This window comes from Streptomyces rapamycinicus NRRL 5491, assembly GCF_024298965.1.
GTDB lineage: Bacteria > Actinomycetota > Actinomycetes > Streptomycetales > Streptomycetaceae > Streptomyces > Streptomyces rapamycinicus.
The window spans coordinates 1,951,391-1,977,233 of sequence record NZ_CP085193.1; the positions used below are offsets into that span (position 1 = coordinate 1,951,391).

Below are 25,843 nucleotides of genomic sequence, written 5' to 3' on the forward strand. Positions count from 1 at the left end.
TCATTCCTCGGGCTGTCTGGACTCATGGGCGATGATGCACGCCTGCCAGTGGGCCAGCGCCTCCTCCCGGCCGCCGCCGCCCTCCTCGGCCACCGCCACCAGCGCGTGGGCGGCCATCGCGGCGAGCCGCACCGCGACCCGGCACACATCGCGCGTCTCCAGCGGCTCCAGGAGGGCGGCGGCGCCCTCCCCGTCGTCGGCGAGCGCGGCGGCGACGATGGCCATGGTCGTACGGTCGCATTCGAAGGCATCCACGCCGACCAGACTGCCCCGCCGCACGGCGCGCGGAACCCCGGGCGGTCCAACCGGTCCAACCGGTCCAACCGCGGCTCCGGCCGGGGACGGCCGCGCGAGGCTCAGCGGCGGGGGCCGGGACCGGGGCCGGGACGGGTGCCCATCGGGTCGTAGCGGAAGATCACGTACTCGACGCGTCCGATGACCTTGGTGCGGTTCGTCCGCCGGTACAGCTCCGGCGGCCGGAAGATGTTGTCGTCGTAGATGTCCGCGCCGGGCTCCACATTCCAGCTGGCGGTCGTCCCGTTCCGCGCCCCGCCCTCGAAGTAGATGTGGGTCATCGCCATGCGGCTCATCATGCTCGCGCTCGGCGGTCCACGCAGCCCACTCACCCGGATAGAATCGCCCGAGCCATGCAGACGAACATCACCTACAGCAGCTTTGTCGCGGTCGGCGACTCCTTCACCGAGGGCATGTCGGACGCGCTGCCCGACGGCACCTACCGAGGCTGGGCGGATCTGCTCGCCGGGCGGCTCGCGGCCCGCGGCCCCGGGTTCCGCTACGCCAACCTCGCGGTGCGCGGGAAGCTCATCGGGCAGATCGTCGAGGAGCAGACGGGCCCGGCGGCGGCCATGGGCGCCGACCTGGTGACCCTGGTCGGCGGGCTGAACGACGTACTGCGGCCGAAATGCGACGTGGACCAGGTGTGCGGACTGCTGGAGGAGGCCGTCGAACGGCTGGCGCCCAGCTGCAAGCGGCTGGTGCTGATGCGCAGCCCGGGGCGGCGCGGACCGGTGCTGGAGCGGTTCCTGCCCCGGATGGAGCGGCTGTTCGCGTTCATCGACGAACTCGGCGCACGGCATGACGCGACCGTCGTGGACCTGTACGCCTCCGAGACCGTCGGGGACCCCCGGATGTGGCACGAGGACCGGCTGCATCTGAACGCCGAGGGGCACCGGCGGGTCGCCGAGGCCGTATGGCAGGCGCTGGGCCTCGAGCCGGAGGACGACTGGAACGCGCCCCTGCCGCCCGCGGTGCCCGTCGGGTGGCTGGCCCGCCGCACCTCGGATGTGCGGTTCGCCCGCCAGCACCTCGGACCGTGGATCGGCAGGCGGCTGACCGGCCGCTCCTCGGGCGACGGGCGGGCCCCCAAGCGCGCCGAACTGCTGCCGTACGAGGGCTGATCCGTAAGGCCGGCTTCCGTGCCCTGCGGCAGGGTCCCTCGGCCACCGGTCTGGCCTGCGAGGACGGCCAGTAGACTCTGTGCACGTGACTGGTAAGCCGCGCATTCCGAACGTCCTGGCCAACCGCTACGCCTCCACGGAGCTGGCCGTCCTGTGGTCCCCCGAGTACAAGGTGACGCTGGAGCGGCGGCTGTGGCTCGCCGTGCTCCGCGCCCAGAAGGACCTCGGAATCGAGGTGCCGGACGCCGCCCTCGCCGATTACGAGCGGGTCCTGGAGACCGTCGACCTGGCCTCGATCGCCGAGCGCGAGAAGGTCACCCGCCACGATGTGAAGGCCCGCATCGAGGAGTTCAACGCCCTCGCCGGGCATGAGCACGTCCACAAGGGCATGACCTCCCGCGACCTCACCGAGAACGTGGAGCAGCTCCAGATCCGGCTCTCCCTGGAGCTGGTGCGGGACCGTACGGTCGCGGCGCTGGCCCGGCTCGGCAAGCTGGCCGCCGACCACGCCGAGCTGGTGATGGCGGGCCGGTCGCACAATGTCGCGGCGCAGGCCACCACGCTCGGCAAGCGGTTCGCCACCGCGGCGGACGAGCTGCTGGTGGCGTACGAGCGGCTGGAGAACCTGCTGGGCCGCTATCCGCTGCGGGGCATCAAGGGCCCGGTCGGCACCGCGCAGGACATGCTGGACCTGCTCGGCGGCGACGCGGCGAAGCTGGCCGAGCTGGAGCGGCGGATCGCCACCCACCTCGGCTTCGGGCAGGCGTTCACCTCCGTCGGCCAGGTCTATCCGCGCTCGCTGGACTACGACGTCGTCACCGCGCTGGTGCAGCTGGCCGCGGCCCCGTCCTCACTGGCCAAGACCATCCGGCTGATGGCCGGACACGAGCTGGTGACCGAGGGCTTCAAGCCCGGCCAGGTCGGCTCGTCCGCGATGCCGCACAAGATGAACACCCGCTCCTGCGAGCGCGTGAACGGCCTCGCGGTGATCCTGCGCGGCTACGCCTCGATGACCGGCGAGCTGGCGGGCGACCAGTGGAACGAGGGCGATGTCTCCTGCTCGGTGGTGCGCCGGGTCGCGCTGCCGGACGCGTTCTTCGCCTTCGACGGGCTGCTGGAGACCTTCCTGACCGTGCTGGACGAGTTCGGCGCCTTCCCCGCCGTCATCGCCCGTGAGCTGGACCGCTACCTCCCCTTCCTCGCCACCACGAAGGTGCTGATGGGCGCCGTACGGGCCGGGGTGGGCCGCGAGGTCGCCCATGAGGCGATCAAGGAGCACGCGGTGGGCGCGGCGCTGGCGATGCGCGAGCGGGGCGCCGAGCGCAATGAGCTGCTCGACTCGCTCGCCTCCGATGAGCGGATCCCGCTGGACCGGGCCGCGTTGGGCGCGCTGATGGACGACAAGCTCTCCTTCACGGGCGCGGCCGCGGACCAGGTGGGCGCGGTGGTCGCCCGGATCGAGGAGATCGTCAAGGAGCGGCCGGAGGCCGCCGCGTACGCTCCCGGCTCGATCCTCTGACGCGGGCGATGACCCCCGCCGAACTGGAGGCCGCCCGCGACCGCCTCGTCCCCGACGTGGTCGCGGACGGTCTGCGCGTCCTCTTCTGCGGTATCAACCCGGGGCTGATGACGGCCGCCACCGGCCACCACTTCGCCCGCCCCGGTAACCGGTTCTGGCCCGCCCTGCACGCCTCGGGGTTCACCCCGCGACGGCTCGATCCGTCCGAGCAGTCGGAGCTGGTGCGCTATGGGCTGGGCATCACCAATGTGGTGGCGCGCGCCAGCGCCCGGGCCGATGAGCTGAGCGACGAGGAGTACCGGGAGGGCGGCCGGATCCTGGAGGAGAAGGTGCTCCGGCTGCGGCCGCGCTGGCTGGCGGTGGCGGGGGTCACCGCCTACCGGGTGGCGTTCGGCGACAAGAAGGCGAAGATCGGGCCGCAGCCGAGGACCATGGGCGCGACCCGGATCTGGGCCCTGCCGAATCCGAGCGGCCTCAACGCGCACTGGACGCTGCCCGCCATGGCGGAGGAGTACGGCCGGCTGCGCGCCGCCGCCGAGGCCGGCGGCTAGGCGGACGCCGGGCCGGCCTCGAACCGTGCCGTGTCGCCCGCCCCGCGACGTACGATCTCGGCTTCGCCGCCGGACAAGTCGATGACCGTGGTCGGCTCGGTGCCGCAGTCACCCGAGTCCACCACGGCGTCCACCACGTGGTCGAGCCGTTCTTTGATCTCCCAGCCCTGTGTCATCGGCTCGTCCTCACCGGGCAGGAGCAGGGTGCTGGAGAGCAGCGGCTCACCGAGGTCGGCCAGCAAGGCCTGAGTGGCGGTATGGTCAGGAATCCGGACTCCGACCGTCTTTTTCTTCGGGTGCAGCAGCTGCCGCGGCACCTCCTTCGTCGCCGGGAGGATGAAGGTGTAACTGCCGGGCGTCGCTGCCTTGATCAAGCGGAACACGTCTTTGTCTACGTGCACGAACTGGCCCAGCTGCGCGAAGTTCTGGCACACCAGCGTGAAATGGTGACGCTCGTCGAGGTTCCGGATCGACCGGATCCTGCCGATGCCGTCACGATTGCCCAGTCGGCATCCCAATGCGAAGCAGGAGTCCGTCGGGTAGGCGATGAGCGCGCCGGAGCGGATCATGTCAGCCACATTGCTGATGGTGCGCTGCTGTGGGTTCTCGGGGTGCACATCGAAATACTTCGCCATCCACCGAGCCTATGCGATCAGGACACCCCGGCCGTTTCGTGCCCCGGACGCGGCCGAGCCCGACGATGTCATATCGTGCCCTCCTCCCCTATCGCCACCAGCAGCTGGAACGGCAGCTCGCGGTCGCCCTGTCCGATCCCCAGCCCGACCCAGCGGCCGTCGACGCGCCAGACGCGCAGCTCGGGTACGTAACCGCACAGGGTGTCCAGCGGGGGCGGGACCGGCTCGCCCATCGCCGAGCGCTCCAGGGAGTCGGTGAGGTCGAGGATGTCGGGGACGCCCCACCGTAAGGTCAGCACCTGGCCCAGCGCGCCCAGCTCGGCCTCGAACTCCTCCAGCACCTCCTCGACCCGGCTCAGATCCGCGTCCCAGAAGTCCTCGCTGACGCGGAGGCCGGCGACATGGAAGCCGGGGCCGCTCTCCACCCGTCCGTCGGCGGTCCGCTGCGCGGGGAAGTCCCGCACGCACAGCTGATCGATCGTGGTCAGATGGTCCGCCGTACTGGTCATGGGGTCAGTAAACCGTGTAGGTCGGACATCTGGCCGCCCGTCAGGTGAGCCGCGCGACGGCCGAGCGGCCCGAGCAGGCAGGAGGCACTCGCCGCCTCCGCGCCCAGCGGATACGATCCGGCAGATACGCACTGGGAGGGAGGCCGACGTTGGGGCGGCTCACCGGCGGGGATCCGTCTCTGCTGCGACGCATCAACTCCGCCGTGGTCCTGCACGCGCTGCGCGCGGCGACCGCGTCCGACACCGCCACCGGGGGTGGCCAGGACGACGCGGGCGGCTGCGCCGGGAGCGCGAGCCTCACCGATCTGACCCGGGTGACCGGGCTGTCGCGGCCCACCGTCGAGGGGGTGATCGACGGGCTGGCCGACAGCGGTCTGGTGGTCGAGGTGCCCGCCGAGGAGGGCGGCGTACGCCGCCAGGGACGCCCCGCGCGCCGCTTCCGCTTCCGGGCCGAGGCCGGGCATCTGCTGGGCATAGAGATAGGGCCGCACCGGGTGGCCGCGCTCCTGTCGGACCTCGACGGACACGCGCTCGGCTCGATCGTGCGCGAGGTGTCGGAGAAGGCGTCCGCGGACGAGCGGCTGGAGCGGGTGCGCACCACCGTCGCGGATCTGCTGCGGCGCGCCGGGGTGGCCCGGTTCTCGCTGCGCGCGGTCGGGGTGGGCAGCCCCGGCGTCGTCGAGGCCGACGGCACCGTCCATCTGTGCACCGCGCTCCCCGGCTGGACCGGACTGCCCCTGGGCGAGCGGCTGCGGCGGTCCTTCCGCTGTCCGGTGCTGGTGGAGAACGACGCGAACACGGCCGCGGTGGCCGAGCACTGGAAGGGCGCGGCGGCCGGGTCGGACGATGTGGTCTTCGTGCTGGCCGGATTGAGCCCGGGGGCCGGGTCGTTGATCGGCGGGCGGCTGCACCGGGGCTTCGGCGGCGCCGCCGGGGAGATCGGGGCGCTGCATCTGCTGGGCCGGGAGGCCGCCCCTGAAGAGGTGCTCTCCACGACCGGGGAGCCGCTGAACCCGCTGGACGAGGCGCAGGTGGCGCATGTCTTCGCGCTGGCCCGGGACGGCGACGTACGGGCGCGCGCGGCCGTGGACCGCTTCGTCCGCAGGCTGGTGCACGACACGGCGGCCCTGGTGCTGGCGCTGGACCCCGAGGTCGTGGTGGTGGGCGGCTGGGCCGCCGGTCTCGACGGGGTGCTGGCCCCGCTGCGCGATGAGCTGTCGCGCTACTGTCTGCGGCCCCCGCAGGTCGCGCTCTCGCTGCTCGGCGAGGCGGCGGTGACCACGGGGGCGCTGCGGCTGGCCCTGGACCATGTGGAGCAGGAGCTCTTCGCGGTCGACAGCACGGTGACGACCCGCCGCGCGAGCCGCTGACGCGGGAGGCGGGGCGGGGCGGGCATCTCGGGTTTCGGCGTGCGTACGCGGCGGCGAGGCGACACGGGCCGGACCTACGGCATAGGCCGAACCCGCGTCGCGGCCGGGCCCACGACATGGGACGGGCCTACGACACGCGGCGGCGAGGCGACGCGGGCCGGGCCCACGACATGCGCCGGGCCCACGACGCGGGGCGGGCCCGGATCAGCCCGCCAGCAGCTCCTCGCCCGCGTCGCCGAAGGTGAGCCGGCAGGTGTCGGCCCGGTAGGTGGCCACGGCGACGGCCGCGGTGCGGCCCTCGGCCGCATAGCGGGTGGTCACGAGGAGGACGGGGGCACCGGGCAGCCGGTCGAGCTCCTTGGCGTCGTCCGCGCGGGCCGAGCCGAGCTCCACGGTCTGCTCACGGCCCTCCAGCTCCAGCCGGCGCAGCTCGCGCAGCACGGCGCGGGCGCGGGCCAGCCCGCTGGGGGTGTCGATGGCGGCGAGGCCGGGGACCGACTCGGACGGTACGTACAGCAGCTCGGCGGCGAGCGGCTGGCCGTGGCTCATCCGGGTGCGGCGCACCCGGTGGACCGGGGTGTCGGGGTCGATCTCCAGCAGCCGGGCGACCTCGGCGGGCGGGGCGGCCTCGGTGCTGTCGACGGTCTGCCAGGTGTTCTCGCCGGAGGTGTCGGTCCAGCCGTGGGCGTAGTCCCCGACGGCCACGCCGACGCGGGGCGGGGCGACGGTGGTGCCGACGCCGCGGCGGCGCTGCAGCCTGCCCTCCAGCTCGAGCTGCTCGAGGGCCTGTCGGAGGGTGGCGCGGGCGACGCCGAAGCGGGCGGCCAGCTCGCGCTCGTTGGGCAGGATCTCGCCGACCGCGAACTCCGAGTCGAGTGCGTCGCTGAGCACGGTCTTCAGATGCCAGTACTTGGGCTCTGGCACCGATTCCAGCTGCGTGGTCCCCACCCTGTCCCCCTTGATTCCGATGGCCGACGGTCCCGCGCGCCTTCACAGTTATGCGCGCTTCTTTATTAAAGGTTGTTGCAGTATCAATGCGACCATAAGGCGGTGTGCGTACTTGGTCAAGACCAATCCCTGACCGGTTATCGTCGGTGACCGTCGGAGCAGGATGCGTCACGGGGCGGGAGCTGAGCAGGCTGATGGGCATAGACCAGGTCACGTTGGTCACGGGGGGCAGTCGCGGCATCGGCGCGGCGGTGGCGGTGCGGCTCGCGCGCGCCGGGCACGGCGTCGCGATCGGCTACGAGCAGGCCCGGGACGCGGCGGAGCGGTGGGCGGCGGCGGTGCGCGCGGAGGGTGTGCGGTCGATGACCGTCCAGGCCGACACCAGCGACGCGGAGCAGGTCGAGGCGATGTTCGACCGGGTGCGGGAGGAGCTGGGCCCGATCACCGGCCTGGTCAACAACGCCGGGATCACGGGGCCGTTGGGGCGTTTCACCGAGACCTCACCTGAGGTGATGCGGCGCGTCGTGGACGTCAATGTGACCGGGGCCCTGCTGTGTGCCCGGCGCGCGGCGCGCGAGATGTCCACGCGCCACGGCGGGCAGGGCGGCGCCATCGTCAACATCTCCTCGGGCGCGGCGACGACCGGCAGCCCCGGGGAGTATGTGCACTACGCGGCCAGCAAGGCGGCGGTCGACGCGATGACCGTCGGGCTGTCGAAGGAGCTGGCGGCGGAGGGTATCCGGGTCAACTCGGTCCAGCCAGGGATGACGCTGACCGACATCCACGAGCGGATGGGCGACCCCGAGCGGCCGTGGCGCTTCCAGGGGCGGGTGCCGATGGGACGCCCGGGCGAGCCGGAGGAGATCGCGGGCGCGGTGGCGTGGCTGCTGTCGCCGGAGGCGTCGTACACGACGGGGGCGGTGCTGCGGGTCGCGGGCGGGCTGTAACGGCGGCCGCGCTCACTCACGGTCGGCGGCGTGCGGGGTCCGGGCCGTCGGTTACCGGTATCGGCCATTACCGGTATCGGCCATCGGGTCTACCCTCCGGTAACTCTTGCTGACATGCTGTCTCATACGCCGCGTGCGCCTGCTGGAACGCCGATCGTGAGGAGCCACCCGATGCCCGCGTCCCTCTCCTTCTCCGTCGCCACCCCCGGCGGCCCCCGCACCGCCCGGGTCGTCCACGAACGGCGCGGCGCGGGACGGCCGTTGGTGCTGCTGCACGGCATCGGCCACCACTGGCAGGCATGGGAGCCGGTGCTGGACATCCTCGCCGTCGACCGCGATGTGATCGCCGTGGACCTGCCCGGCTTCGGGGCGTCGGACGGGCTGCCCGACGGCATCCCGTACGACCTCGACGGCGTCATACCCGTACTCGGCGCGCTCTTCGAGGGCCTCGGCGTCAAGCGCCCCGACGTGGCCGGGAACTCGCTCGGCGGGCTGATCGCCCTGGAGCTGGGCCGGCTCGGACTCGTACGGTCCGTCACCGCGCTGTCCCCCGCCCGGTTCTGGACCGAGGCCGAGCGCCGCTACGCCTTCGGCGTGCTGGCCGCGATGCGGGCCGGGGCGCGGGCGCTGCCGCCGCCCATGGTGGCGTGGCTGGCCCGCGGCGCCGCCGGACGGGCCGCGCTGACCGGCGCCATCTACGCCCGGCCCGCGCGGCGTTCACCGGACGCCGTCGTCGCCGAGACGCGGGCGATGCGCGAGGCGGTCGGCTTCGGCGCCACGCTGGCCGCCGGAAGCTCCGGGCTGTTCACACACGACATCCCCGATGTCCCGGTCACCATCGCCTGGGGCTCGCGCGACCGGGTGATGCCGCGCCGCCAGGGCGTCCGTGCCAAGCGGGTGATCCCCGGCGCCCGGCTGGTCCGCCTCCCCGGCTGCGGCCACGTGCCCATGAACGACGATCCCGCGCTGGTCGCCCGCGTCATCCTGGACGGCAGCCGCTGACCGCCCCGCCCGACTCCGTACATCACCCTCCGTACCGCACACCGCCGGGGTCTTTACTCCGGGTGGTCGCGCCGTTGTTCACTGGGCGTTCGTAAGAGCGGCATCTTGCACCGATAGCAAACACAGGAGCACAGCGGTTCTACGAGCGACGGAGGGCATCATGGGGCGGGAATCGGGCAGAGGGATCGGACGGCGCACGGTACTGCAGGGATCGGCGGCCGCCTCGGCGGCACTCACGGTGCCCACCGTGGCATCGGCCGCCGCGTCGGCCGCGTCCGGCGGCGCGCCCGCTCAGGCGCTGTCGGGGCGTCCGAGCGCCCAGTGGGGCGTTCAGGTGGGCGATGTGACGACGTCGTCGGGGCTGGTGTGGGTCCGCTCCGACCGTCCGGCCCGGATGATCGTGGAGACGTCCGCGACGGAGTCCTTCGCGCGGGCCAAGCGCTGGCACGGCCCGCTGGTCGGCCCCGGCACCGACTTCACCGGGCGCACCGCGCTGCACGGCCTGCCCGCCGGGAGCCAGGTGCACTACCGGGTGCTGCTGGCCGACCCGGAGGACCCGCGCCGCACCGGTGAACCGGTGCACGGCACGTTCCGCACGGTTCCCGAGCGCCGTAAGGGCGTGCGTTTCGTCTGGTCGGGCGATCTGGCGGGCCAGGGCTGGGGCATCAACCCGGACCACGGCGGCTACCGCGTCTTCGAGGAGATGCGCCGCCGCGAGCCGGACTTCTTCCTGTGCAGCGGCGACAACATCTACGCGGACGGCCCGATGACGGAGAGCGTCAAGCTGCCCGACGGCTCCACCTGGCGCAACCTCATCACCCCGGCGAAGACCAAGGTCGCCGAGACGCTGGACGAGTACCGCGGCAACTTCCGGTACAACCTGCTCGACCCCGCCCTGCGCCGGTTCCACGCCGAGGTGCCGACCATCACCCAGTGGGACGACCACGAGGTGCTCAACAACTGGTACCCGGGCGAGATCCTGGTCGACGACCGCTACACCGAGAAGAACGTCAACGTGCTGGCGGCCCGCGCGCGCCGGGCGTTCGCCGAGTACTTCCCGATCAGCACGCTGCGCCCGGACGCGAGCGGCCGGGTCTACCGGGTCCAGCACCAGGGCCCGCTGCTGGACGTCTTCGTGCTGGACTGCCGTACGTACCGCGACCCCAACTCGCCGAACCGCCAGCCGGAGGACGCCCAGGGCATCCTCGGCGCGGAGCAGCTGGCGTGGCTCAAGCGCGAGCTGTCGCGGTCGCGCGCGGTGTGGAAGGTCATCGCCTGCGACATGCCGCTGGGCCTGGTGGTCCCGGACGGGAACACCGACTTCGAGGCCGTCGCGCAGGGCGACCCGGGCGCCCCGCTCGGCCGTGAGCTCCAGATGGCCGAGCTGCTGCGGCACATCAAGCACCGGAAGATCACCGGCACGGTGTGGCTGACGGCGGACGTCCACTACACCTCGGCGCAGCACTACGACCCGTCGCGGGCGGCGTTCAAGGACTTCGCGCCGTTCTGGGAGTTCGTCTCCGGTCCGCTGAACGCGGGGGCCTTCCCGGCGGTCAAGCTGGACGGCACGTTCGGCCCCGAGCAGCCCTTCGTCAAGGCGCCGACGGTGGCGAACGTCTCGCCCGCCGAGGGCTTCCAGTTCTACGGCGAGGTGGACATCGACGGCGACAGCGCCGAGATGACGGTCCGACTGCGCGAGGACGGCGGCAAGGTGCTGTTCACCAAGGTGCTGCGGCCGGGTCTGGTCGGCCAGTAGCCGCGCTGTGCGGTACGCGGCCCCGTACGGTACGCCGACGGGGCCGCCCGTAAGGCCGCCGCGTTCCCGTGCCGCGCGCCGTAGGGCCGCCGCGTACCGTACGGGCATGGGATCCAGCGACGCCCCCGGCCCGGCCTCCCGGCTCACCTATCCGGAGGTGGGCGCCACCCGGCGGTGGCCGCTGCCGTCCGGCTATCGCCATCTGCGGGTGCGGACCCGTGTCGGCCAGGGGCGGGCCGCGTTCGAGGCGGCCGGTCGGGCGGTCATGGACTGGCGGATGCTCCGCGCGGTGGGGGTGTCGATCCGCGCCGCGGATCCGGTCGCCACCCCGGGGCGGCCGGTCGTGGTGGGCCTGGGGGTCGGGCGGCTGCGGCTGCGCGCGCCGTGCGAGGTGGTGTGGACGGTCGCGGAGGGGCCGCGGACCGGCTTCGCTTACGGCACGCTGCCCGGCCATCCGGAGCGGGGCGAGGAGGCGTTCGTGGTGGAGCTGGAGCCGGATGGCTCGGTGGTACTGACGGTGACGGCGTTCAGCCGTTCGATGTCCTGGTTCGGCCGGGCCGCAGGGCCGCTGGTGCCGCTCTTCCAGCGGGCGTACGCACGGCGGTGCGGCAGAGTACTGCGCAGGTGGGCGGTAGGGTGACGGAACCTCAGACTTCAACCTTTTGATTTCGGACAAAATAAGCTTCTATTACCAGATGCGCCCTTAACCCTTAGGTCACAGTCTGTTCGTGATCACGCAACACCTTTGCGCAAGGGTGTTTGCATGACATTTCGAGCGACCCCCGAGCCCCCTCACCGGCACCGCCCCCGCTGGCGGCACGATCTGGTCGCATGGTGGTCACGGCGCCAGGGCCACGCGCCGCCGGACAGCTCACGCTCGCCCGCGGCCGACGCCCGCCCCGCCCACGCCGCGGGCGCCCCGGAGACCACGGCCCCCGAGGCCACCACGCTGTGGCGGATGCGCACGACCGTACGGGACGAGCCGGGCACCCTCGCCGCGCTGTGCGCGGCACTGGCCGGGCACCGGGTCGACATCCTGGCCCTGCAGACGCATCCGCTGACGGACGGCACGGTGGACGAGTTCCTGCTGCGCGCGCCCGAGGCCCTGCCGTCCGACGGGCTGACCGACGCCGTCGCCGCCGCGGGCGGCAGTGACACCTGGGTCGAGCGGGCCGACACCCACGACCTGGTGGACGCGCCGACCCGGGCGGTGACCCTGGCCACCCGCACCGCCCTGGACGCCGCCGAACTCCCGCTCGCCCTGCGCCAGTTGTTCGGCCGCTGCACCATCCACTCGGTACCCGCCAAGTCCCTCAGCGGGCGGTCGCTGGACAGCACTCCGCCCGCCGAAGGTGTCCTGGAGGAGACCGTGATGCGGCTGCGCGACCCGTCCGGCGGCGCGATCATCATCGAGCGGCCGTATCTGCCGTTCACCCCCACCGAGTTCGCCCGGGCCCGCGCGCTGGTCGAGCTGGACGCCCGGCTCGGCCCGCGGATCCCGCACGACGGCGATGTGCTGACGCTGCCCGAGGGCAACGCCATCACCGTGCGCCGCGCCGACACCGGCGACCTGGCCGCCGCCCGCGAGATGCACGCCCGCTGCTCCTCCACCACGCTCGGACAGCGCTACCACGGGCCGGTCGGCGACGCCGACCGCTACCTCGCCCATCTGCTGAGCCCCCGCTTCGGCCGCACCCTGGCCGCGTACACCGCCTCCGGGCGGCTGGTGGCCCTCGGCCATCTGCTGTGGGACGGGGACGAGACCGAGGTCGCGCTGATCGTCGAGGACGAGTGGCAGCGCCGCGGCGTCGGCGGGGAGCTGCTGCGGCGGCTGGTGGCGATGGCCGCCGAGACCGGCTGCGGATGCGTCTACGCCGTCACCCAGTCGGCCAACACCGGCATGGTCGCCGCGATGCGCGCCCTCGAACTGCCGCTGGACTACCAGATCGAGCAGGGCACGCTGGTGATCAGCGCCCGCCTCGACCCGGCACCGGCACCCGAACCGGCCCTTCCGCTGCCGGTCCCGCCGCACGCGCGCTGAGCCCGGCCGGGGCCGCGTGCCCCGCCCGGCGGGCGTCGCGCCCCGCCGGGCCGCCGGACCCCGGGCCGCCGTCAGAAGGGCCCCAGCGCCCGGTCCAGATCGCGCCAGAGGTCCGTCACGTCCTCGAGCCCGATCGACATCCGCAGCAGCCGGTCGCCGATCCCCGAGGAGCGGCGGTCCCCCTCGGCCACGATCCGGTGGCTGATGGAGGCCGGGTGCTGGATGAGGGTGTCCACACTGCCCAGGCTCACCGCCGGGGTGATCAGCCGCACCCCGCCGATCACCGCGTGCGGATCGCCGTGGGGTTCGAAGGCCACCATCGCCCCGCCGATCCGGGGATAGTGGACGCGGGCCACCCGTGGGTCGCCGGCCAGCCGCCGGGCCAGCTCGGCAGCGGTCGCCGACGCGGCCCGCATCCGTACCGGCAGCGTGGCCAGCCCGCGCAGCAGCAGATACCCGGCGAGCGGATGCAGCACCCCGCCGGTGGCGAACCGCACCTGGCGCAGCACCCGGGCGAACTCCTCGTCGCAGGCGACGACGCCGCCCATCACATCGCCGTGGCCGCCGAGGTACTTGGTGGCGCTGTGCAGGACGAGGCGCGCGCCCCGCTCGGCCGGGCGCTGCAGCACCGGGGTGGCGAAGGTGTTGTCCGCGAGCAGCGGGACCGTGCCGCAGGAGTGGGCGACGGCCCGCAGATCGAGTTCGGCGAGCGTCGGATTGGCCGGGGTCTCCACCATGACCAGCCCGGTGTCGGGGCGGATCGCGTCCGCGATCCCCGCCGGGTCCACCCAGGTGACCTCGGTGCCCAGCAGCCCGGTGTCCAACAGATGGTCGCTGCATCCGTACAGCGGGCGGACCGCCACCACATGCCGCAGCCCTTGGGCCCCGCGCGCCAGCAGACACGCGCTGAGCGCCGCCATGCCACTGGCGAACGCGACCGCGCTCTCGGTGCCCTCCAGCCGGGCCAGGGCGGTCTCGAAGCGGGCCACGGTGGGGTTGTCCAGGCGGGCGTAGACCGGCGGGCCGTCCGGCCGTGCGCCGGTGGCGGCGAACGCGTCGATCCTGGCGGCCTCCTGCCTGCTGTCGTACGAGGGGTACGTCGTCGACAGGTCCAGGGGTACGGCGTGCAGACCCATGGCCGGGAGATCCTCGCGCCCGGCGTGGACGGCCTCGGTGGCGAAGGCGTGCCGTGCGGTGGCGTCGCCGTGCGGGCCCGGTGCGCCCGGCGCGGGCCCCGTGCTCCGTATGGTCCCCGTGCTCCCTGTGCTCTCCGTGCTCTGCCTGATGTCCATGCGTGAAGGGTGAACAACCACCGGACTCTCGCGGTCGATGTCCGTGCTACGTTCGGCCGATGGCCGAAACCGTCGCTTTCGATCCGGTAGATCTTCAGATTCTGCGGCTGCTGCAGAACGACGCCCGGACCACCTACCGCGATCTGGCCGCCCAGGTCGGCGTGGCGCCCTCGACCTGTCTGGACCGGGTGGCCCGGCTGCGCCGCTCCGGGGTGATTCTCGGCCGTGAACTCCGTCTGGACCCCGCCAAGCTGGGGCGCGGTCTCGAGGCCCTGCTCTCGGTGCAGCTGCGGCCCCACCGCCGGGAGCTGGTCGGCCCGTTCGTGGAGCGGATCCGGGCGCTGTCCGAGTCCCGGGCGCTGTTCCACCTGGCCGGGCCGGACGACTATCTGGTGCATGTGGCGGTGGCCGACACCGCCGATCTCCAGCGGCTGGTGCTGGACGAGTTCACCTCGCGCCGTGAGGTGGCCCGGGTCGAGACCCGGCTGATCTTCCAGCAGTGGAGCTGCGGCCCGCTGCTGCCGCCCGCCCGGGACGGCTCGGCGGCCTCGTAGCACACCCCTGTTCCCATGCGTCACACCACCGTGGTGCTGACGCCGCACCCCGGAACGTACGAGGATGGGCCGCATGTCCGATACCAAGAACGCTCCGCTGCCCCGGCAGGTCGCCGACAGCTATGTCGACGCCCTCATCGAACTCGACCCGATCACCGGCACCTACCTGGGCGTTCCCGAGAGCTCCCGGCGTCTGCCGGACTTCTCCCCCGAGGGGGCGAAGGCCATCGCCGACCTGGACCGCACCACCTTGGACCGGCTGGCCGAGGCCGAGGCGCGCCCCGGCGCGGACAGTGACGCCGAACGCCGCTGCGCCCGGCTGCTGCGGGAGCGGCTGACCGCCGAACTCGATGTGCACGAGGCCGATGAGCACCTGCGCGCGGTCAGCAATCTGAGCTCCCCGCTGCACTCGGTGCGCGGCATCTTCACCGTGATGCCCACCGAGACCGAGGAGGACTGGTCGGCGGTCGCGGCCCGGCTGCGCGCCGTACCGGCCGCGCTGGAGGGGTACCGCGCCTCGCTCGCCGAGGGGCTGCGGCGGAACCTGCCGGCCGGGCCCCGCCAGGTGGCCACGGTCCTCGAGCAGCTGACGGAGTGGATCGGCACGGACGGCGGCTGGTTCGCGGACTTCACCGCCGAGGGCCCCGACGCGCTGCGCGGTGAGCTGGACGAGGCGGCCGCGGCGGCCACGGGCGCGCTGGCCGCGCTCCGCGACTGGCTGCACGACACCTACGCCCCGGCCATCGAGGGCGCGCCCGATGTGGTGGGGCGTGAGCGCTACCGCCGCTGGGCCCGGATGTGGAACGGCACGGACCTCGACCTGGACGAGGCGTACGCGTACGGCTGGTCGGAATTCCACCGGATCCACGCCGAGATGCGCACCGAGGCCGAGAAGATCCTGCCCGGGGCCGGCCCGTGGGAGGCGCTGCGCCACCTCGACGCCCACGGCGCCCATATCGAGGGGGTCGAGGAGACCCGGGTGTGGCTGCAGAAGCTGATGGACGAGGCCATCGAGCAGCTGGACGGCACCCATTTCGACCTGGCCGAACGGGTCAAGCGGGTCGAGTCGATGATCGCCCCGCCGGGCAGCGCGGCGGCGCCGTACTACACCCAGCCGTCGGTGGACTTCTCCCGCCCCGGCCGGACCTGGCTGCCCACGATGGGCGAGACCCGCTTCCCCGTCTACGACCTGGTCTCCACCTGGTACCACGAGGGCGTACCCGGCCACCATCTGCAGCTCGCCCAGTGGGCGCACGTCTCCGACCAGCTCTCCCGCTACCAGGCCACGGTCGGCATGGTCAGCGCCAACGCGGAGGGCTGGGCGCTGTACGCGGAGCGGCTCATGGACGAGCTGGGGTATCTGTCGGACCCGGAGCGGCGGCTGGGCTATCTGGACGCGCAGATGATGCGGGCGCTGCGGGTGATCGTGGACATCGGGATGCACCTGGAGCTGGAGATCCCCGCCGATTCGCCCTTCCACCCCGGCGAGCGGTGGACTCCGGAGCTGGCGCGCGAGTTCTTCGGGCTGCACTGCGGCCGTCCGGCGGAGTTCCTCGACAGTGAGCTGGTGCGCTATCTGGGCATGCCGGGCCAGGCCATCGGCTACAAGCTGGGCGAGCGGGCCTGGCTGACGGGGCGGGAGGCGGCCCGTAAGGCGCACGGCGACGCCTTCGACGCCAAGAAGTGGCACATGGCGGCGCTGTCGCAGGGGTCGCTGGGCCTTGATGACCTGGTGGAGGAGCTGTCGGCGCTCTGAGCTCGGTGCACTCCCTGAGCTCGTCCGCTACAGGGTGTACGGCGGACCGCGCGGGGGCCTCGCCCCTGGACCCCGGGGCCTGGGGCCTGGGGCACAGCCCCGGTCCCGGGTCTGGGGCGAAGCCCCCCCACGGCGGAGCCGCATATCGTCAGGTGCCGGGAAGGGGCGGGGAGGGGAACAGCCCGCCGCAGGCGTGCGCGTACCGCCGGACCCCCTAGTGCGCGGCGGCCATCCGATGCCGTACGGCCGAGCCCTGGCGGCCCTTGACGACCTCCAGCTGGGCCGGGATCCGCCGGCGCAGATCGGCGACATGGCTGACGATGCCGACCGTACGGTCGCGTTCGCGCAGCGAGTCCAGTACGTCCATGACCTCGTCCAGCGTCTGCTCGTCGAGGCTGCCGAACCCCTCGTCGATGAAGAGGGTGTCCAGGCGGACCCCGCCCGCCTCGTCGGTGACCACATCGGCCAGGCCCAGGGCGAGGGCGAGCGAGGCGGAGAAGGTCTCGCCGCCGGAGAGGGTGGCGGTGTCGCGTTCGCTGCCCGTCCAGGCGTCGACGACATGCAGTCCGAGACCGGAGCGGCCGCGCCCGCCGGAGCGGGCGTCGGAGTGCACCAGGGTGTAGCGCCCGGAGGACATGTGGCGCAGCCGTACGCTCGCCGCCGCCGCGACCTGCTCCAGGCGGGCCGCCAGCACATACGCCTCCAGCCGCATCCTGCGCTCGTTGTCCGCGGAGGTGCCCGCCGCGAGCGAGGCGAGCCGGGCGATCCGGTCGTGCTCCGCGCGCAGCGGGGCGAGTCGGCGGGCGTCGGCGACCGCCTGGGCGGAGAGCGCGTCGAGCTCCGCGCAGCGGGTGCGGGCCGCGGCGTCGGCTGCTGAGACCTCGCGCAGCGCGCGGGTGGCCGCGTCGGCCGCCGACTGCGCCGTCGCGGGGTCGGCGGGCGGCGCTTGGGCGGCCGCGAGCACCCTGGCGTCGGACAGCTCGGCCGCGACCGCCGCCGACTCCGACTGCAAGGCGTCGAGACGGCGGCGCGCCTCGCGCTGCCGGTCCGGGTGCAGCACGGCCTCGGCGGCCCGCTCCGGGGTCTCGAACCCGGCCCGGTAGGCGGCGTCGGCGAGCCGGGCGTCGGCCTCCTTCAGCCGGTTCGCGGCCGCGTCGGCGGCCCGCGCCGCCTCGGCGGCGTGGGCCAGCAGCCCCGCCTGCCGCTCGAGCCGCGCCGCGCGCCGCGCGACGGTGGCGTCCGCGCCGCGCGCCTGCTCCAGCTCGGCCAGCAGCGCGGCCCGCTCCCGGGCCAGGGCCTCGCGGTGCGAGGTGCGGGCGGCCGCCCGCCGCTCGGCCGCCTGCCGCTGTTCCGTACGGCGGGTGTGCTCGCCCTGGGCCCGGTCCAGGGCCTCGCGGGCGGCGTGCGCGTCGGCCGCCGCGCTTCGGGCCTCGGCGTACGCGGTGCGCAACTCGGCCAGGGCCCGGTCGAGTTCGGCCGCGTCCTCGCCCTCCGCCGTGGCCTCGGCGCCCGCGCGGGCCTCCCGCAGCGCGTTCCGCGCCCGCTCGGCCTCCTCGCGGGCCTCCTCGGCCCGCTGGTGGTCCGCCAGCGCGGCCTCCTCCGCCGTACGGTCCACATGCCCGGCGCCGGGCCGGGCCGGGCTCGGGTGCTCGGTCGCCCCGCACACCGCGCAGGGGTCTCCGGCGCGCAGCCCGGCCGCGAGCTCGGCGGCGATACCGCGCAGCCGGGCCTCTTTGAGGTCGAGCCAGTTCTGCCGCGCGGCGGCGGTCCCTTCCCGCGCCCGCAACAGCTCTTCCCGCGCCTGCTCCTCCTGCCCGGCGAGCCGGTCCCGCCGCCGGGCGGCCGCCAGCCGCCGCTCGGCGGGCTCGATCCGCCCGCCGAGCTGCTCGGCCCGGGTGACAGCCTCCTGCGCCGCCTCGACCCGACGCTGATGCGCCCGGTGGGTCTCCTCCCACCCGGCGAGCCACTCGGTGGCCTCCTCGACCGCCTCGTCGTCGGCGCGAGCCTCCCGTTCGAGCGCGGCGATCTCGCGGACGACGGCCTCCGCACGGGCCTCCCCCCGCCGCGCGGCCCCCAACGCCCCGAGCTCCTCGCGCAGCCGCCGCTCAACCTGTCCCAGCCACTCGGCATCGGCCTCGGCCAGCACCACGGCCACACCCGCGCCCCGCGAACCGGCCCCACGGCCCGGCACGCCGTACGCGGCGTCGGACAACGCACCGCCGCCCTCCCCCACCGCATCCGGGTGCGGCCCGCCCTGGCCGTGTCCGCCACGCTCGACCGTGGCGTCCATCATGATGGCGGCGCCCGTGGGCGGGGTGGTCTCGTCCGGGGACGCGAGACCCTGCGCGGGCAGGGAAGCGACGGGTGAGGTACCCGGGCCGGGAGGTGTGCGTGGGTCGGGGATGTCCGGGATCGGCGCGCGGGTCACGGCCGCCAGGTCGGGCTCGGCGGACAGGCGGGTGCGGGCCTGGCGTTCGGTGGTTTCCGCGGTGTGGTGGTCGCGGGCGGCGGCGGTGCGGAGGTCGAGTGCGGGGACCACCGCGTCGGCGGCGCGGGCGCGTTCCAGCAGTTCGCGCAGGCGGTCGTGGTCGGGCCGTCGCCGTTCGAGGTCGTCCGCCCGGCGGCGGGCCTCGGCGTGGCGGCGCTGGAGTTCCGCTCGTTCGCGGGTCGCGTCGGCGGTCCGCTGGGCACCGTCGTGGGCCGCCTCCGCGGCCCGTACGGCGGACAGCGCGATGTCCTGCCGCTCGCGCGCGCCCGCGCGCGCGATGGCGGCCCACTCCAGGACGGCGTCGGCCAGCCCCGGCTCACCGGGCGTCAGCCCGGGCAGCGGATGCCTGTCCGGCTCCGTGGTGCGGCCCGCCGCCTGCGCCATGCGGTGGGCGAGCGCGAGCAGCCGCTCGTCCCCGGCCGCGACCCGCTTCTCCGCGGCCCGCCGCTGCTCCGCCAGCCGTTCCTCGACGGCGGCGAAGCGGCCGGTGTCGAACAGCTTGCCCAGCAGCTTGCCGCGCGCCAGTTCATCGGCGCGCAGAAAGCGGGCGAAGTCGCCCTGCGGCAACAGCACCACCTGGCAGAACTGCTCCCGGCTCATGCCGAGCAGCTGCGCCAGCTCCTCGCCGATCTCCTGGTGCGAACGGCTGAGGGCCTTCCACTTCCCCGCCCCCGCGCCGGCCGAGGATTCCGGCGGGGCGTACTCGCGGAGCAGGGTCTGCGCCTTCTCGCGCGTCATCCCCGTGCCCCGCTTCTTGGGGCGCGGCTGCTCGGGGCGCCGGGTGATCTCCAGGCGCCGCTCCCCGACGGTGAATTCGAGCACGACCTCGGTCGGGGTCAGCGGCTCGGCGTGGTCGCTGCGCAGCGAGAGGCCGCTCCCCTGGCGGGCGCCGGGCACCTGGCCGTACAGCGCGTAGCAGACCGCGTCCAGGACGGACGTCTTACCGGCGCCGGTCGGCCCGTGCAGCAGGAAGAGTCCGGCCGCGGACAGCTCATCGAAGTCGATCTCCTGGGTGGCGCCGAACGGGCCGAAGGCCGTGACGGCGAGCCGGTGCAGCCTCATCGTGCCGCCTCTCCGGCAGTGGCCCCCACGGTCGCCGTCGTCGCCCCCGCGCCGTTCTCGTGCGCCTCGCTCCGTACCGTCTCCAGCGCGTCGCCGAGCAGCGCGCGCTCCGCCTCGTCCGGGCCGCGGCCGCCCCGCACATGGGCCACGAAGTCCTCGGCGATCTGCCGGTCCGAGCGGCCGCGCAGCCGCTGTGCGTACGAGGCGAGCGGATCCTCGGGGGGCCGCTCGGGGTCGAAGACCAGCGTGAGCACATGGGGGAAGCGCCGCGCCAGCCGGGCCATCGGCTCATGCGGCCGCACCGCGTCGGTCAGTGTGGCCTCGACCCACGCCTCCTCATGGCGCTCGAGGTCCGGATCGGCCAGCAACTCCTCGATCCGGCCACGGATCCGGGCCAGCGGACGCGGCACCGGGCACTCCACCCGTTCGCACGACGGTGCCTCACCCGCCGCCGCCGGCTCGACCACCCACATGGACTTGCGGTGCGCCGCCTCGGAGAAGGAGTACGCGAGCGGGGAGCCCGAGTAGCGGACGCGCTCGGTGATGGTCTGACAGCCGTGCAGATGGCCGAGTGCGGCGTAGTCGACGCCGTCGAAGACCTCGGCGGGTACGGAGGCGACCCCGCCGACCGTGATGTCCCGCTCGCTGTCGCTGACCGCGCCACCGGTGACGAAGGCGTGCGCGAGGACGACGGACCGGGTGCCGGACGGCCGGGTGGCGAGGTCGGCGCGCACCCGGTCCATGGCGGCGCCCAGCACCGCCGTATGACCGGCCGCCGAGGCGCCCAGCTCCTCCCGCACCAGACCCGGTTCGAGATACGGCAGACCGTAGAAGGCCACCTCGCCGTGGTCGTCGGAGAGGACGACGGGCGTGGCGCATCCGGCGGGGTCGGTACGCAGATGGATTCCGGCCCGGTCGATCAGCCCGGCGCCGACGCCCAGACGGCGGGCCGAGTCATGGTTGCCGGAGATCATGACCGTCGGCACCCCGAGGTCCGCGAGCCGGTGCAGGGCGTCGTCGAAGAGCTCGACGGCGGCGAGCGGTGGCACGGCGCGGTCGTAGATGTCACCCGCGACGACCACCGCGTCGATGTGCCGCTCGCGCACGGTGGTGACGAGGTGGTCGATGAACTCCCGCTGCGCGGCAAGGAGGCTGACCCGGTGAAAGGACCGCCCGAGGTGCCAGTCGGAGGTGTGCAGAATTCTCACAAGTATTCTCCGACCTGCACTTCTGTCCTTCCTCCCACCCCAGTGGCCAGCATCACGCCCGCGGCCTGTACGCGGTGCGGGCACCGACCACGTTAGCCGCGGTCGGTGCCCGGTCTCTCACGGACCTCGTATTTCCCGCCCGTGTCGCCCGTGCGGCGGCCCGATTCCCCGCCTAGCCGTGCTGGTCCCTCCACCGCGCGTCCTCGGAGTCCTGGAGACCTTCGAAGGGGCGGGTGTCGAGGTAGTACCACTCCGCGGACGGACCCGGCTGTGACGGGCCGTAGAACGCGTCGTACAGCGCACCGGACGACGACCGCTCATGCGGCTGTGGCGGCGGCCACGACGGGGACACGGGCGAGGGCGAGGCCGCGGACACCGGCGGGGATTCGGGCGAGGACTCGGGGCCGTACTTTCGCTTCGGCTTGGGCTTGGGCCTCGGCCTCAGCCCCGGCCCGGGCCCCGGCCCCGGAAGGTCGGGCAGCAGCAATTCCACCCGTACGGTGCCCGACGCCCGCTTCTGCTCCACGAACTCCTCGATCTGGCTGCGGCAGGCGTGGTCCAGATGGGTCACCCCCATCAGGTCCAGCCGGATCCGCGGCGTCCCCGCCGACCCCACGGCCTCCAGTGCGTCGATCACCTTGGGCAGCCGCAGAAACGTGGCGTTGCCGGTCATGACCAGCTTGGCGGTGTCGCCCTCCACCCGGTGCTCGACGGAGGTCCGCGACATCCGCAGCGCCGCCAGTACGATCCCGGCCGCGAGCCCGACCAGCACCCCCTCCAGCAGCGCGGTGGCGACGATCGTGCCCGTGGTGATGGCCATCACCACGGACTCGCCGCGGTCCTGGCGCCACATCTTCGGGAACTGCTCGGGCGCGAGCAGCTTCCAGCCGCTGTGCACCAGCACACCCGCCAGCACCGAGATCGGGATCAGGGCGAGGACGCTCGGCAGCAGCAGCGCGAAGGCCAGCAGCCACAGGCCGTGCAGGGTGCGGGAGAGCCGGGTCCTGGCCCCGGCCTGCACATTGGCCGAGCTGCGGGCGACGACGGCGGTCATGGGCAGCGCGCCGAGGATGCCGCAGACGGTGTTGCCCGCGCCCTGGGCGATCAGCTCGGTGTTGTAGCGGGTGCGCGGGCCGTCGTGCATCCGGTCCACCGCGGCGGCCGTGAACAGGCTCTCCGCCGAGGCGATGACGGTGAAGGTGACGACGGCGGTGAGCACCGCCGGATCGGCCAGCCCCGCGAACTGCTCCGGCCCGGGCACCTGGACGGCCGACAGCAGATCGCCGACCTGAAGGGTCTTCACCTCCACACCGGGCAGCGCGGCGATCCCGACGCCGATGGCGACGGCGACCAGCGCGGCGGGGACCTTGCTGACCGGCCCCGGCATCTTCTTCCAGACGAAGCTCAGGACGACCGTGGCGATGCCGAGCAGCGCGGCGATGGCCGTCTGCGCGTCCGCGAAGGTGTCGAGGACATGCGCGGGGAAGCCGAGGATATTCTCGACGGCCGTACCGGGGGCCGTGGCATCGGCCAGCGGATAGGACTGGCTGAACATCAGCGGCAGCCCGATCCCGGCGAGCATGCCCTGGACGACAGCGATGGAAATGGCCTGGAACATACGGCCCAGCCGGATCATCCCCAGGCCGATCTGGAGCAGCCCGGACATCAGCACGATGACCCCGAGCATGGCGATGCCATGGGCCTCGACGGTCTCCGCGACAAGTGCGGTGAGCCCGGCGGCGGGCCCGCTGACCTGGAGGGTGCTGCCCCGGGTCATACCGACCACCAACCCGCCGACGACACCGGTGATGATGCCGAGTTCGGCCGGGGTGCCGGAGGCTACGGCGACACCGATGCACAGGGGCAGGGCCACGAGGAAGACGACCAGGGAGGCGGTGATCTCGGTACCGAGGTCGGCCCCCTGGACGGTCCCGCCGAGCTTTCCGCCGGCCTTGGCCTTTCTGCCGGCCTTATGGAGGCCAGGGGCCTCGGCTGTTTCTCTTACGGTTCCAGCGGCGGGCGCATATGCGGGCATCGGCTGCGTCGACCGGGCGTCGCGCGCATCTTCCGGCGGGAACACCTCGTCGATGTCGTACGACGGCGATGAAACCGGCTGAATCCGGCCACGGGCATGTCGTCCGCTCGTCATGAGTACGCCCGGACGTCACCGTCGCTATCGAGATCGAGTTCCTCGCCCGTGTCGCACGGCTGGAATTCGGTAAATTTCCCGTCGGCCAGTTTCCGGTATTCGCATGGAGTCCTCATCATGCCTCCCTGACGGGTGGTTGGACCAGATGCGAATCACCGTAGGGAGGGCCGTACCAGGCGAAGGCTAAACGAACACTAGAGCATGACAAGTTCTTCTCCAATATTCGGTTCCGCGCTCGCAACATTACAAAAACCAGGAAGCCATTCCGGTACTGCGGTACACAGGTCCCCATGACCGTACGAGCGCTGCTCATCGAGGATGACGAGACGATCGCCGAACCCCTCGTCGAGGGACTGGGGCGGTATGGACTGACGGTAGGTCATGTCAGCACGGGGACAGCCGGGCTGGAGGGGCCGTACGGGGACATCGTTCTGCTCGATCTGGGACTGCCGGACATGGACGGCATCGACGTCTGCCGAGGTATCCGGCAGGTGTCCGATGTGCCGATCATCATGCTCACCGCGCGGGGCGAGGAGGCCGACCGGGTCCTGGGGCTGGAGCTGGGCGCGGACGACTACTTGGCGAAGCCGTTCAGCATGCGGGAGCTGATCGCCCGGATCCGCGCGGTGACAAGGCGTTCTCAACGCACCGCCACCGCCACGGGGCCCACCGCTCCGGCCGCCCCCGCCGCCACCGCCACGGGGCCCACCGTGACGGCCGCCCCCGCCGCCGCCCCGGTTCCCGCCGTCACCCCACCGGCCGCCGCGCAGCCGCCGCCCCGGGAGCAGGCGCCGCTGGTCGTGGACCGCCGGACGCGTCAGGTGTGGGTGGGCGGCGTGCCCGTCAGCCTCACTCCCAAGGAGTTCGAGCTGCTGGCCCTGCTCACCGAGGACCCCGGCGCCGTCTACTCGCGCCAGCAGATCCTCGACCGCGTCTGGGACCCCCACTTCCACGGGCCGACCAAGACCCTGGACGTGCACATCGCCACCCTGCGCCGCAAACTGGGCGATCCGGCCTGGATCCAGACCCTGCGCGGGGTCGGCTTCCGTCTCGCCGTCCACTCGGGGGTCCCGTCGGGGGCCCCGTCGGGGGCCCCTTCGGGAATCCCGGAGGCCGCCCGGCCGTGACCCGACGTCTGCTGCTGGGGTATCTGAGCCTCGCCGTACTGACCCTGCTGAGCCTCGGCATACCGCTCGGCTATGTCTACGGCAGAGCCGAGCGGGAGCAGATCATCTCCGCGGCGGAGGACGAGGCCGAGTCGGTGTCCGCGTTCGCCTCGCTGTCCATCATGGCGGGACGGGAGCAGCGCGAGCTGCCGCACCGGGCGCGGCACTGTGCCGAGCGCATCCGGGGCAGGGTGGTCATCGTCGGCGACGACGGCCGGCTGCTGGCGACCTCGCATCGGCTGTCCGCCACGGAGTCCCGGAACCTGGTGTCGCGCCCCGAGATCGCCGCCGCGCTGCGCGGCCGGGACGCGATCGACGTCCGGACCTCCACCATCGGCGGCGTCCGCTATCTCTCGGTCGCCGCACCCGTGGTCCACGGCGACGAGCTGCAGGGCGCGGTGCGGCTCACCGTGCCCACCGACGCGGTGGAGGCCCGGGTCCACCGGATCTGGCTGCTGCTGGCCGTGGGCGGGCTCGCGATCCTCACGGCCGTCGCCGCCGTGGGGCTGGTCTTCGCCCGCTGGGCCAGCCGTCCCATTCTGGAGCTGGAGCGGTTCGCGCACCGCCTGGCCGACGGCCGGTTCACCACGCCCGCGCCCGTGACCTACGGGCCGCCCGAGGTGCGCAGCCTCGCCGCCACCTTCAACCAGACCGCCGCCCGGCTGGAGCATCTGCTGGCCTCCCAGCGCGCGTTCGCCGCCGAGGCGTCCCACCAGCTCAAGACGCCGCTGGCGGCGCTGCGGCTGCGGCTGGACAACCTGGAGGCGGAGATGACGGGGCACGCCCGGGACAGTCTCGGCGCGGCGATAACCGAGACCGACCGGCTGGCCCGGATGGTCGAGGGACTACTGGCGATGGCGCGGCTGGAGGAGAGCGCCGTCACCCCCGAACCGGTCGACCTGGACCGGGTGTGCGCCGAGCGGCTGCTCACCTGGAGCCCGCTCTTCGACCGGCACGAGGCCCAGCTCGCTCTGCTCGGCGACCGGGTCGGCCAGGCGCTCGCGGTGCCCGGAGCCATCGAGCAGATCCTGGACAATCTGCTCTCCAACGCGCTGCGCGCCACGCCCCCGGGCTCCACCGTCACCATGGTGCTGCGCTGTTCGGCCGCCGACCGCCGCCATCTCCCCGCGCGGCCCGCCTGGATCGAGCTGCATGTCATCGACGAGGGTCCCGGCATGACCGCCGATCAGCGGCGCCGCGCCTTCGACCGCTTCTGGCGCGCCCCCGACGCCCCGAAGGGCGGCACCGGTCTGGGTCTGTCGCTGGTGCAGCGGCTCGCCCATGCGAGCGGAGGGGAGGCCATCCTGGCCCGGGCGCCCGGCGGCGGCCTCGACGCCGCGATCCGGCTGCGGCCCGCGCCCCGCGCGACCCAGGGCCGCCCGGCCAGACTCGGCCTGCCCCGGAGAGTCCGGAGCGACCGGAGCACACCGGAGTCCGCTCCGGCCCCGCCCTCGGTGCGCTCACCGGCGTAG

22 protein-coding genes are annotated in these 25,843 nt (G+C 73.4%); 13 read left to right on the top strand and 9 right to left on the bottom strand.

Going from position 1 to position 25,843, the window contains the following annotated elements; genetic code table 11:
• Entirely contained in the window at nucleotides 1–255 is a 255-nt protein-coding gene (locus tag LIV37_RS08010) for a hypothetical protein (RefSeq protein WP_373920599.1), read from the bottom strand.
• A 101-nt stretch (nucleotides 256–356) separates the two neighbouring features.
• On the bottom strand, nucleotides 357–581 hold the full coding sequence (locus LIV37_RS08015) for a hypothetical protein (RefSeq protein ID WP_020866599.1): 225 nt from the start codon (nucleotides 579–581) through the stop codon (nucleotides 357–359).
• 66 nt (nucleotides 582–647) lie between these two features.
• Between LIV37_RS08015 and LIV37_RS08020 the strand changes: the two genes are divergently transcribed.
• The 3 genes from LIV37_RS08020 to mug all read left to right on the top strand — a co-directional run bounded on the left by LIV37_RS08020 (nucleotide 648) and on the right by mug (nucleotide 3,488).
• Nucleotides 648–1,418, top strand: a complete 771-nt coding sequence (locus tag LIV37_RS08020) for an SGNH/GDSL hydrolase family protein (protein WP_020866600.1) — start codon at nucleotides 648–650, stop codon at nucleotides 1,416–1,418.
• Between the two features lie 85 nt (nucleotides 1,419–1,503).
• On the top strand, nucleotides 1,504–2,937 hold the full coding sequence (gene purB, locus LIV37_RS08025) for an adenylosuccinate lyase (protein WP_020866601.1): 1,434 nt from the start codon (nucleotides 1,504–1,506) through the stop codon (nucleotides 2,935–2,937).
• A gap of 8 nt (nucleotides 2,938–2,945) precedes the next feature.
• Complete coding sequence (mug, locus tag LIV37_RS08030; RefSeq protein ID WP_020866602.1) at nucleotides 2,946–3,488, top strand: G/U mismatch-specific DNA glycosylase; 543 nt, start codon at nucleotides 2,946–2,948, stop codon at nucleotides 3,486–3,488.
• Here the strand turns inward: mug and LIV37_RS08035 are convergent.
• Together LIV37_RS08035 and LIV37_RS08040 are read right to left on the bottom strand one after the other, a co-directional pair.
• Complete coding sequence (locus LIV37_RS08035; RefSeq protein WP_020866603.1) at nucleotides 3,485–4,123, bottom strand: L-threonylcarbamoyladenylate synthase; 639 nt, start codon at nucleotides 4,121–4,123, stop codon at nucleotides 3,485–3,487. The two genes, mug and LIV37_RS08035, sit on opposite strands and share 4 nt — an antisense overlap.
• 68 nt (nucleotides 4,124–4,191) lie before the next feature.
• Entirely contained in the window at nucleotides 4,192–4,632 is a 441-nt protein-coding gene (locus LIV37_RS08040; RefSeq protein ID WP_020866604.1) for a hypothetical protein, read from the bottom strand.
• 149 nt (nucleotides 4,633–4,781) lie between these two features.
• Here LIV37_RS08040 and LIV37_RS08045 point away from each other — a divergent pair, with 149 nt between their 5' ends.
• Nucleotides 4,782–6,002, top strand: a complete 1,221-nt coding sequence (locus LIV37_RS08045) for an ROK family protein (RefSeq protein WP_020866605.1) — start codon at nucleotides 4,782–4,784, stop codon at nucleotides 6,000–6,002.
• Nucleotides 6,003–6,206: 204 nt separating this feature from the next.
• On the opposite strand, the gene LIV37_RS08050 is transcribed toward LIV37_RS08045, so the two are convergent.
• Complete coding sequence (locus tag LIV37_RS08050; RefSeq protein WP_020866606.1) at nucleotides 6,207–6,950, bottom strand: GntR family transcriptional regulator; 744 nt, start codon at nucleotides 6,948–6,950, stop codon at nucleotides 6,207–6,209.
• Nucleotides 6,951–7,150: 200 nt separating this feature from the next.
• Here LIV37_RS08050 and LIV37_RS08055 point away from each other — a divergent pair, with 200 nt between their 5' ends.
• From LIV37_RS08055 to LIV37_RS08075, 5 genes are all read left to right on the top strand, one after another.
• The gene (locus LIV37_RS08055; RefSeq protein WP_121826172.1) at nucleotides 7,151–7,897 is read left to right on the top strand and encodes an SDR family oxidoreductase; all 747 of its coding nucleotides are present in this window, start codon (nucleotides 7,151–7,153) and stop codon (nucleotides 7,895–7,897) included.
• Between the two features lie 171 nt (nucleotides 7,898–8,068).
• Nucleotides 8,069–8,899 (top strand): alpha/beta fold hydrolase, encoded by an 831-nt coding sequence (locus tag LIV37_RS08060; RefSeq protein WP_020866608.1) that lies wholly within the window; start codon nucleotides 8,069–8,071, stop codon nucleotides 8,897–8,899.
• 160 nt (nucleotides 8,900–9,059) lie between these two features.
• Nucleotides 9,060–10,655 (top strand): alkaline phosphatase D family protein, encoded by a 1,596-nt coding sequence (locus LIV37_RS08065; protein WP_020866609.1) that lies wholly within the window; start codon nucleotides 9,060–9,062, stop codon nucleotides 10,653–10,655.
• A 106-nt stretch (nucleotides 10,656–10,761) separates the two neighbouring features.
• Entirely contained in the window at nucleotides 10,762–11,295 is a 534-nt protein-coding gene (locus tag LIV37_RS08070) for a DUF1990 family protein (protein ID WP_020866610.1), read from the top strand.
• 123 nt (nucleotides 11,296–11,418) lie between these two features.
• Nucleotides 11,419–12,696, top strand: coding sequence for a GNAT family N-acetyltransferase (locus tag LIV37_RS08075; RefSeq protein WP_121825704.1), 1,278 nt, complete (start codon nucleotides 11,419–11,421; stop codon nucleotides 12,694–12,696).
• A 71-nt stretch (nucleotides 12,697–12,767) separates the two neighbouring features.
• Here the strand turns inward: LIV37_RS08075 and LIV37_RS08080 are convergent, their stop codons facing one another.
• The gene (locus LIV37_RS08080; RefSeq protein ID WP_121825703.1) at nucleotides 12,768–13,988 is read right to left on the bottom strand and encodes a trans-sulfuration enzyme family protein; all 1,221 of its coding nucleotides are present in this window, start codon (nucleotides 13,986–13,988) and stop codon (nucleotides 12,768–12,770) included.
• A 59-nt stretch (nucleotides 13,989–14,047) separates the two neighbouring features.
• Between LIV37_RS08080 and LIV37_RS08085 the strand changes: the two genes are divergently transcribed.
• Nucleotides 14,048–14,542 carry an Lrp/AsnC family transcriptional regulator gene (locus LIV37_RS08085; RefSeq protein WP_020866614.1) on the top strand — a complete coding sequence of 165 codons (495 nt, stop codon included), beginning with the start codon at nucleotides 14,048–14,050 and terminating at the stop codon, nucleotides 14,540–14,542.
• A gap of 73 nt (nucleotides 14,543–14,615) precedes the next feature.
• Nucleotides 14,616–16,298: a DUF885 domain-containing protein gene (locus LIV37_RS08090; RefSeq protein WP_020866615.1), complete on the top strand. Its 1,683-nt coding sequence runs from the start codon at nucleotides 14,616–14,618 to the stop codon at nucleotides 16,296–16,298.
• A 214-nt stretch (nucleotides 16,299–16,512) separates the two neighbouring features.
• Here LIV37_RS08090 and LIV37_RS08095 read toward each other — a convergent pair whose 3' ends face one another.
• The 3 genes from LIV37_RS08095 to LIV37_RS08105 all read right to left on the bottom strand — a co-directional run bounded on the left by LIV37_RS08095 (nucleotide 16,513) and on the right by LIV37_RS08105 (nucleotide 23,091).
• Entirely contained in the window at nucleotides 16,513–19,848 is a 3,336-nt protein-coding gene (locus tag LIV37_RS08095) for an AAA family ATPase (RefSeq protein WP_121825702.1), read from the bottom strand.
• Nucleotides 19,845–21,056: an exonuclease SbcCD subunit D gene (locus LIV37_RS08100; protein WP_020866616.1), complete on the bottom strand. Its 1,212-nt coding sequence runs from the start codon at nucleotides 21,054–21,056 to the stop codon at nucleotides 19,845–19,847. Before LIV37_RS08100 ends, LIV37_RS08095 begins: the two co-directional genes overlap by 4 nt.
• Nucleotides 21,057–21,228: 172 nt before the next feature.
• On the bottom strand, nucleotides 21,229–23,091 hold the full coding sequence (locus LIV37_RS08105) for a SulP family inorganic anion transporter (protein ID WP_020866617.1): 1,863 nt from the start codon (nucleotides 23,089–23,091) through the stop codon (nucleotides 21,229–21,231).
• Nucleotides 23,092–23,495: 404 nt separating this feature from the next.
• Between LIV37_RS08105 and LIV37_RS08110 the strand changes: the two genes are divergently transcribed.
• The gene (locus tag LIV37_RS08110) at nucleotides 23,496–24,332 is read left to right on the top strand and encodes a response regulator transcription factor (RefSeq protein ID WP_121825700.1); all 837 of its coding nucleotides are present in this window, start codon (nucleotides 23,496–23,498) and stop codon (nucleotides 24,330–24,332) included.
• Entirely contained in the window at nucleotides 24,329–25,843 is a 1,515-nt protein-coding gene (locus LIV37_RS08115) for a sensor histidine kinase (RefSeq protein ID WP_020866618.1), read from the top strand. Before LIV37_RS08110 ends, LIV37_RS08115 begins: the two co-directional genes overlap by 4 nt.

Coding starts and splice junctions, on each gene's coding strand:
- LIV37_RS08015 (WP_020866599.1), bottom strand. CDS start 581: ATGGCGATGACCCACATCTACTTCGAGGGCGGGGCGCGGAACGGGACG.
- LIV37_RS08020 (WP_020866600.1), top strand. CDS start 648: ATGCAGACGAACATCACCTACAGCAGCTTTGTCGCGGTCGGCGACTCC.
- mug (WP_020866602.1), top strand. CDS start 2,946: ATGACCCCCGCCGAACTGGAGGCCGCCCGCGACCGCCTCGTCCCCGAC.
- LIV37_RS08035 (WP_020866603.1), bottom strand. CDS start 4,123: ATGGCGAAGTATTTCGATGTGCACCCCGAGAACCCACAGCAGCGCACC.
- LIV37_RS08040 (WP_020866604.1), bottom strand. CDS start 4,632: ATGACCAGTACGGCGGACCATCTGACCACGATCGATCAGCTGTGCGTG.
- LIV37_RS08060 (WP_020866608.1), top strand. CDS start 8,069: ATGCCCGCGTCCCTCTCCTTCTCCGTCGCCACCCCCGGCGGCCCCCGC.
- LIV37_RS08065 (WP_020866609.1), top strand. CDS start 9,060: ATGGGGCGGGAATCGGGCAGAGGGATCGGACGGCGCACGGTACTGCAG.
- LIV37_RS08070 (WP_020866610.1), top strand. CDS start 10,762: ATGGGATCCAGCGACGCCCCCGGCCCGGCCTCCCGGCTCACCTATCCG.
- LIV37_RS08075 (WP_121825704.1), top strand. CDS start 11,419: ATGACATTTCGAGCGACCCCCGAGCCCCCTCACCGGCACCGCCCCCGC.
- LIV37_RS08080 (WP_121825703.1), bottom strand. CDS start 13,988: ATGGACATCAGGCAGAGCACGGAGAGCACAGGGAGCACGGGGACCATA.
- LIV37_RS08085 (WP_020866614.1), top strand. CDS start 14,048: ATGGCCGAAACCGTCGCTTTCGATCCGGTAGATCTTCAGATTCTGCGG.
- LIV37_RS08090 (WP_020866615.1), top strand. CDS start 14,616: ATGTCCGATACCAAGAACGCTCCGCTGCCCCGGCAGGTCGCCGACAGC.
- LIV37_RS08095 (WP_121825702.1), bottom strand. CDS start 19,848: ATGAGGCTGCACCGGCTCGCCGTCACGGCCTTCGGCCCGTTCGGCGCC.
- LIV37_RS08105 (WP_020866617.1), bottom strand. CDS start 23,091: ATGCCCGCATATGCGCCCGCCGCTGGAACCGTAAGAGAAACAGCCGAG.
- LIV37_RS08110 (WP_121825700.1), top strand. CDS start 23,496: ATGACCGTACGAGCGCTGCTCATCGAGGATGACGAGACGATCGCCGAA.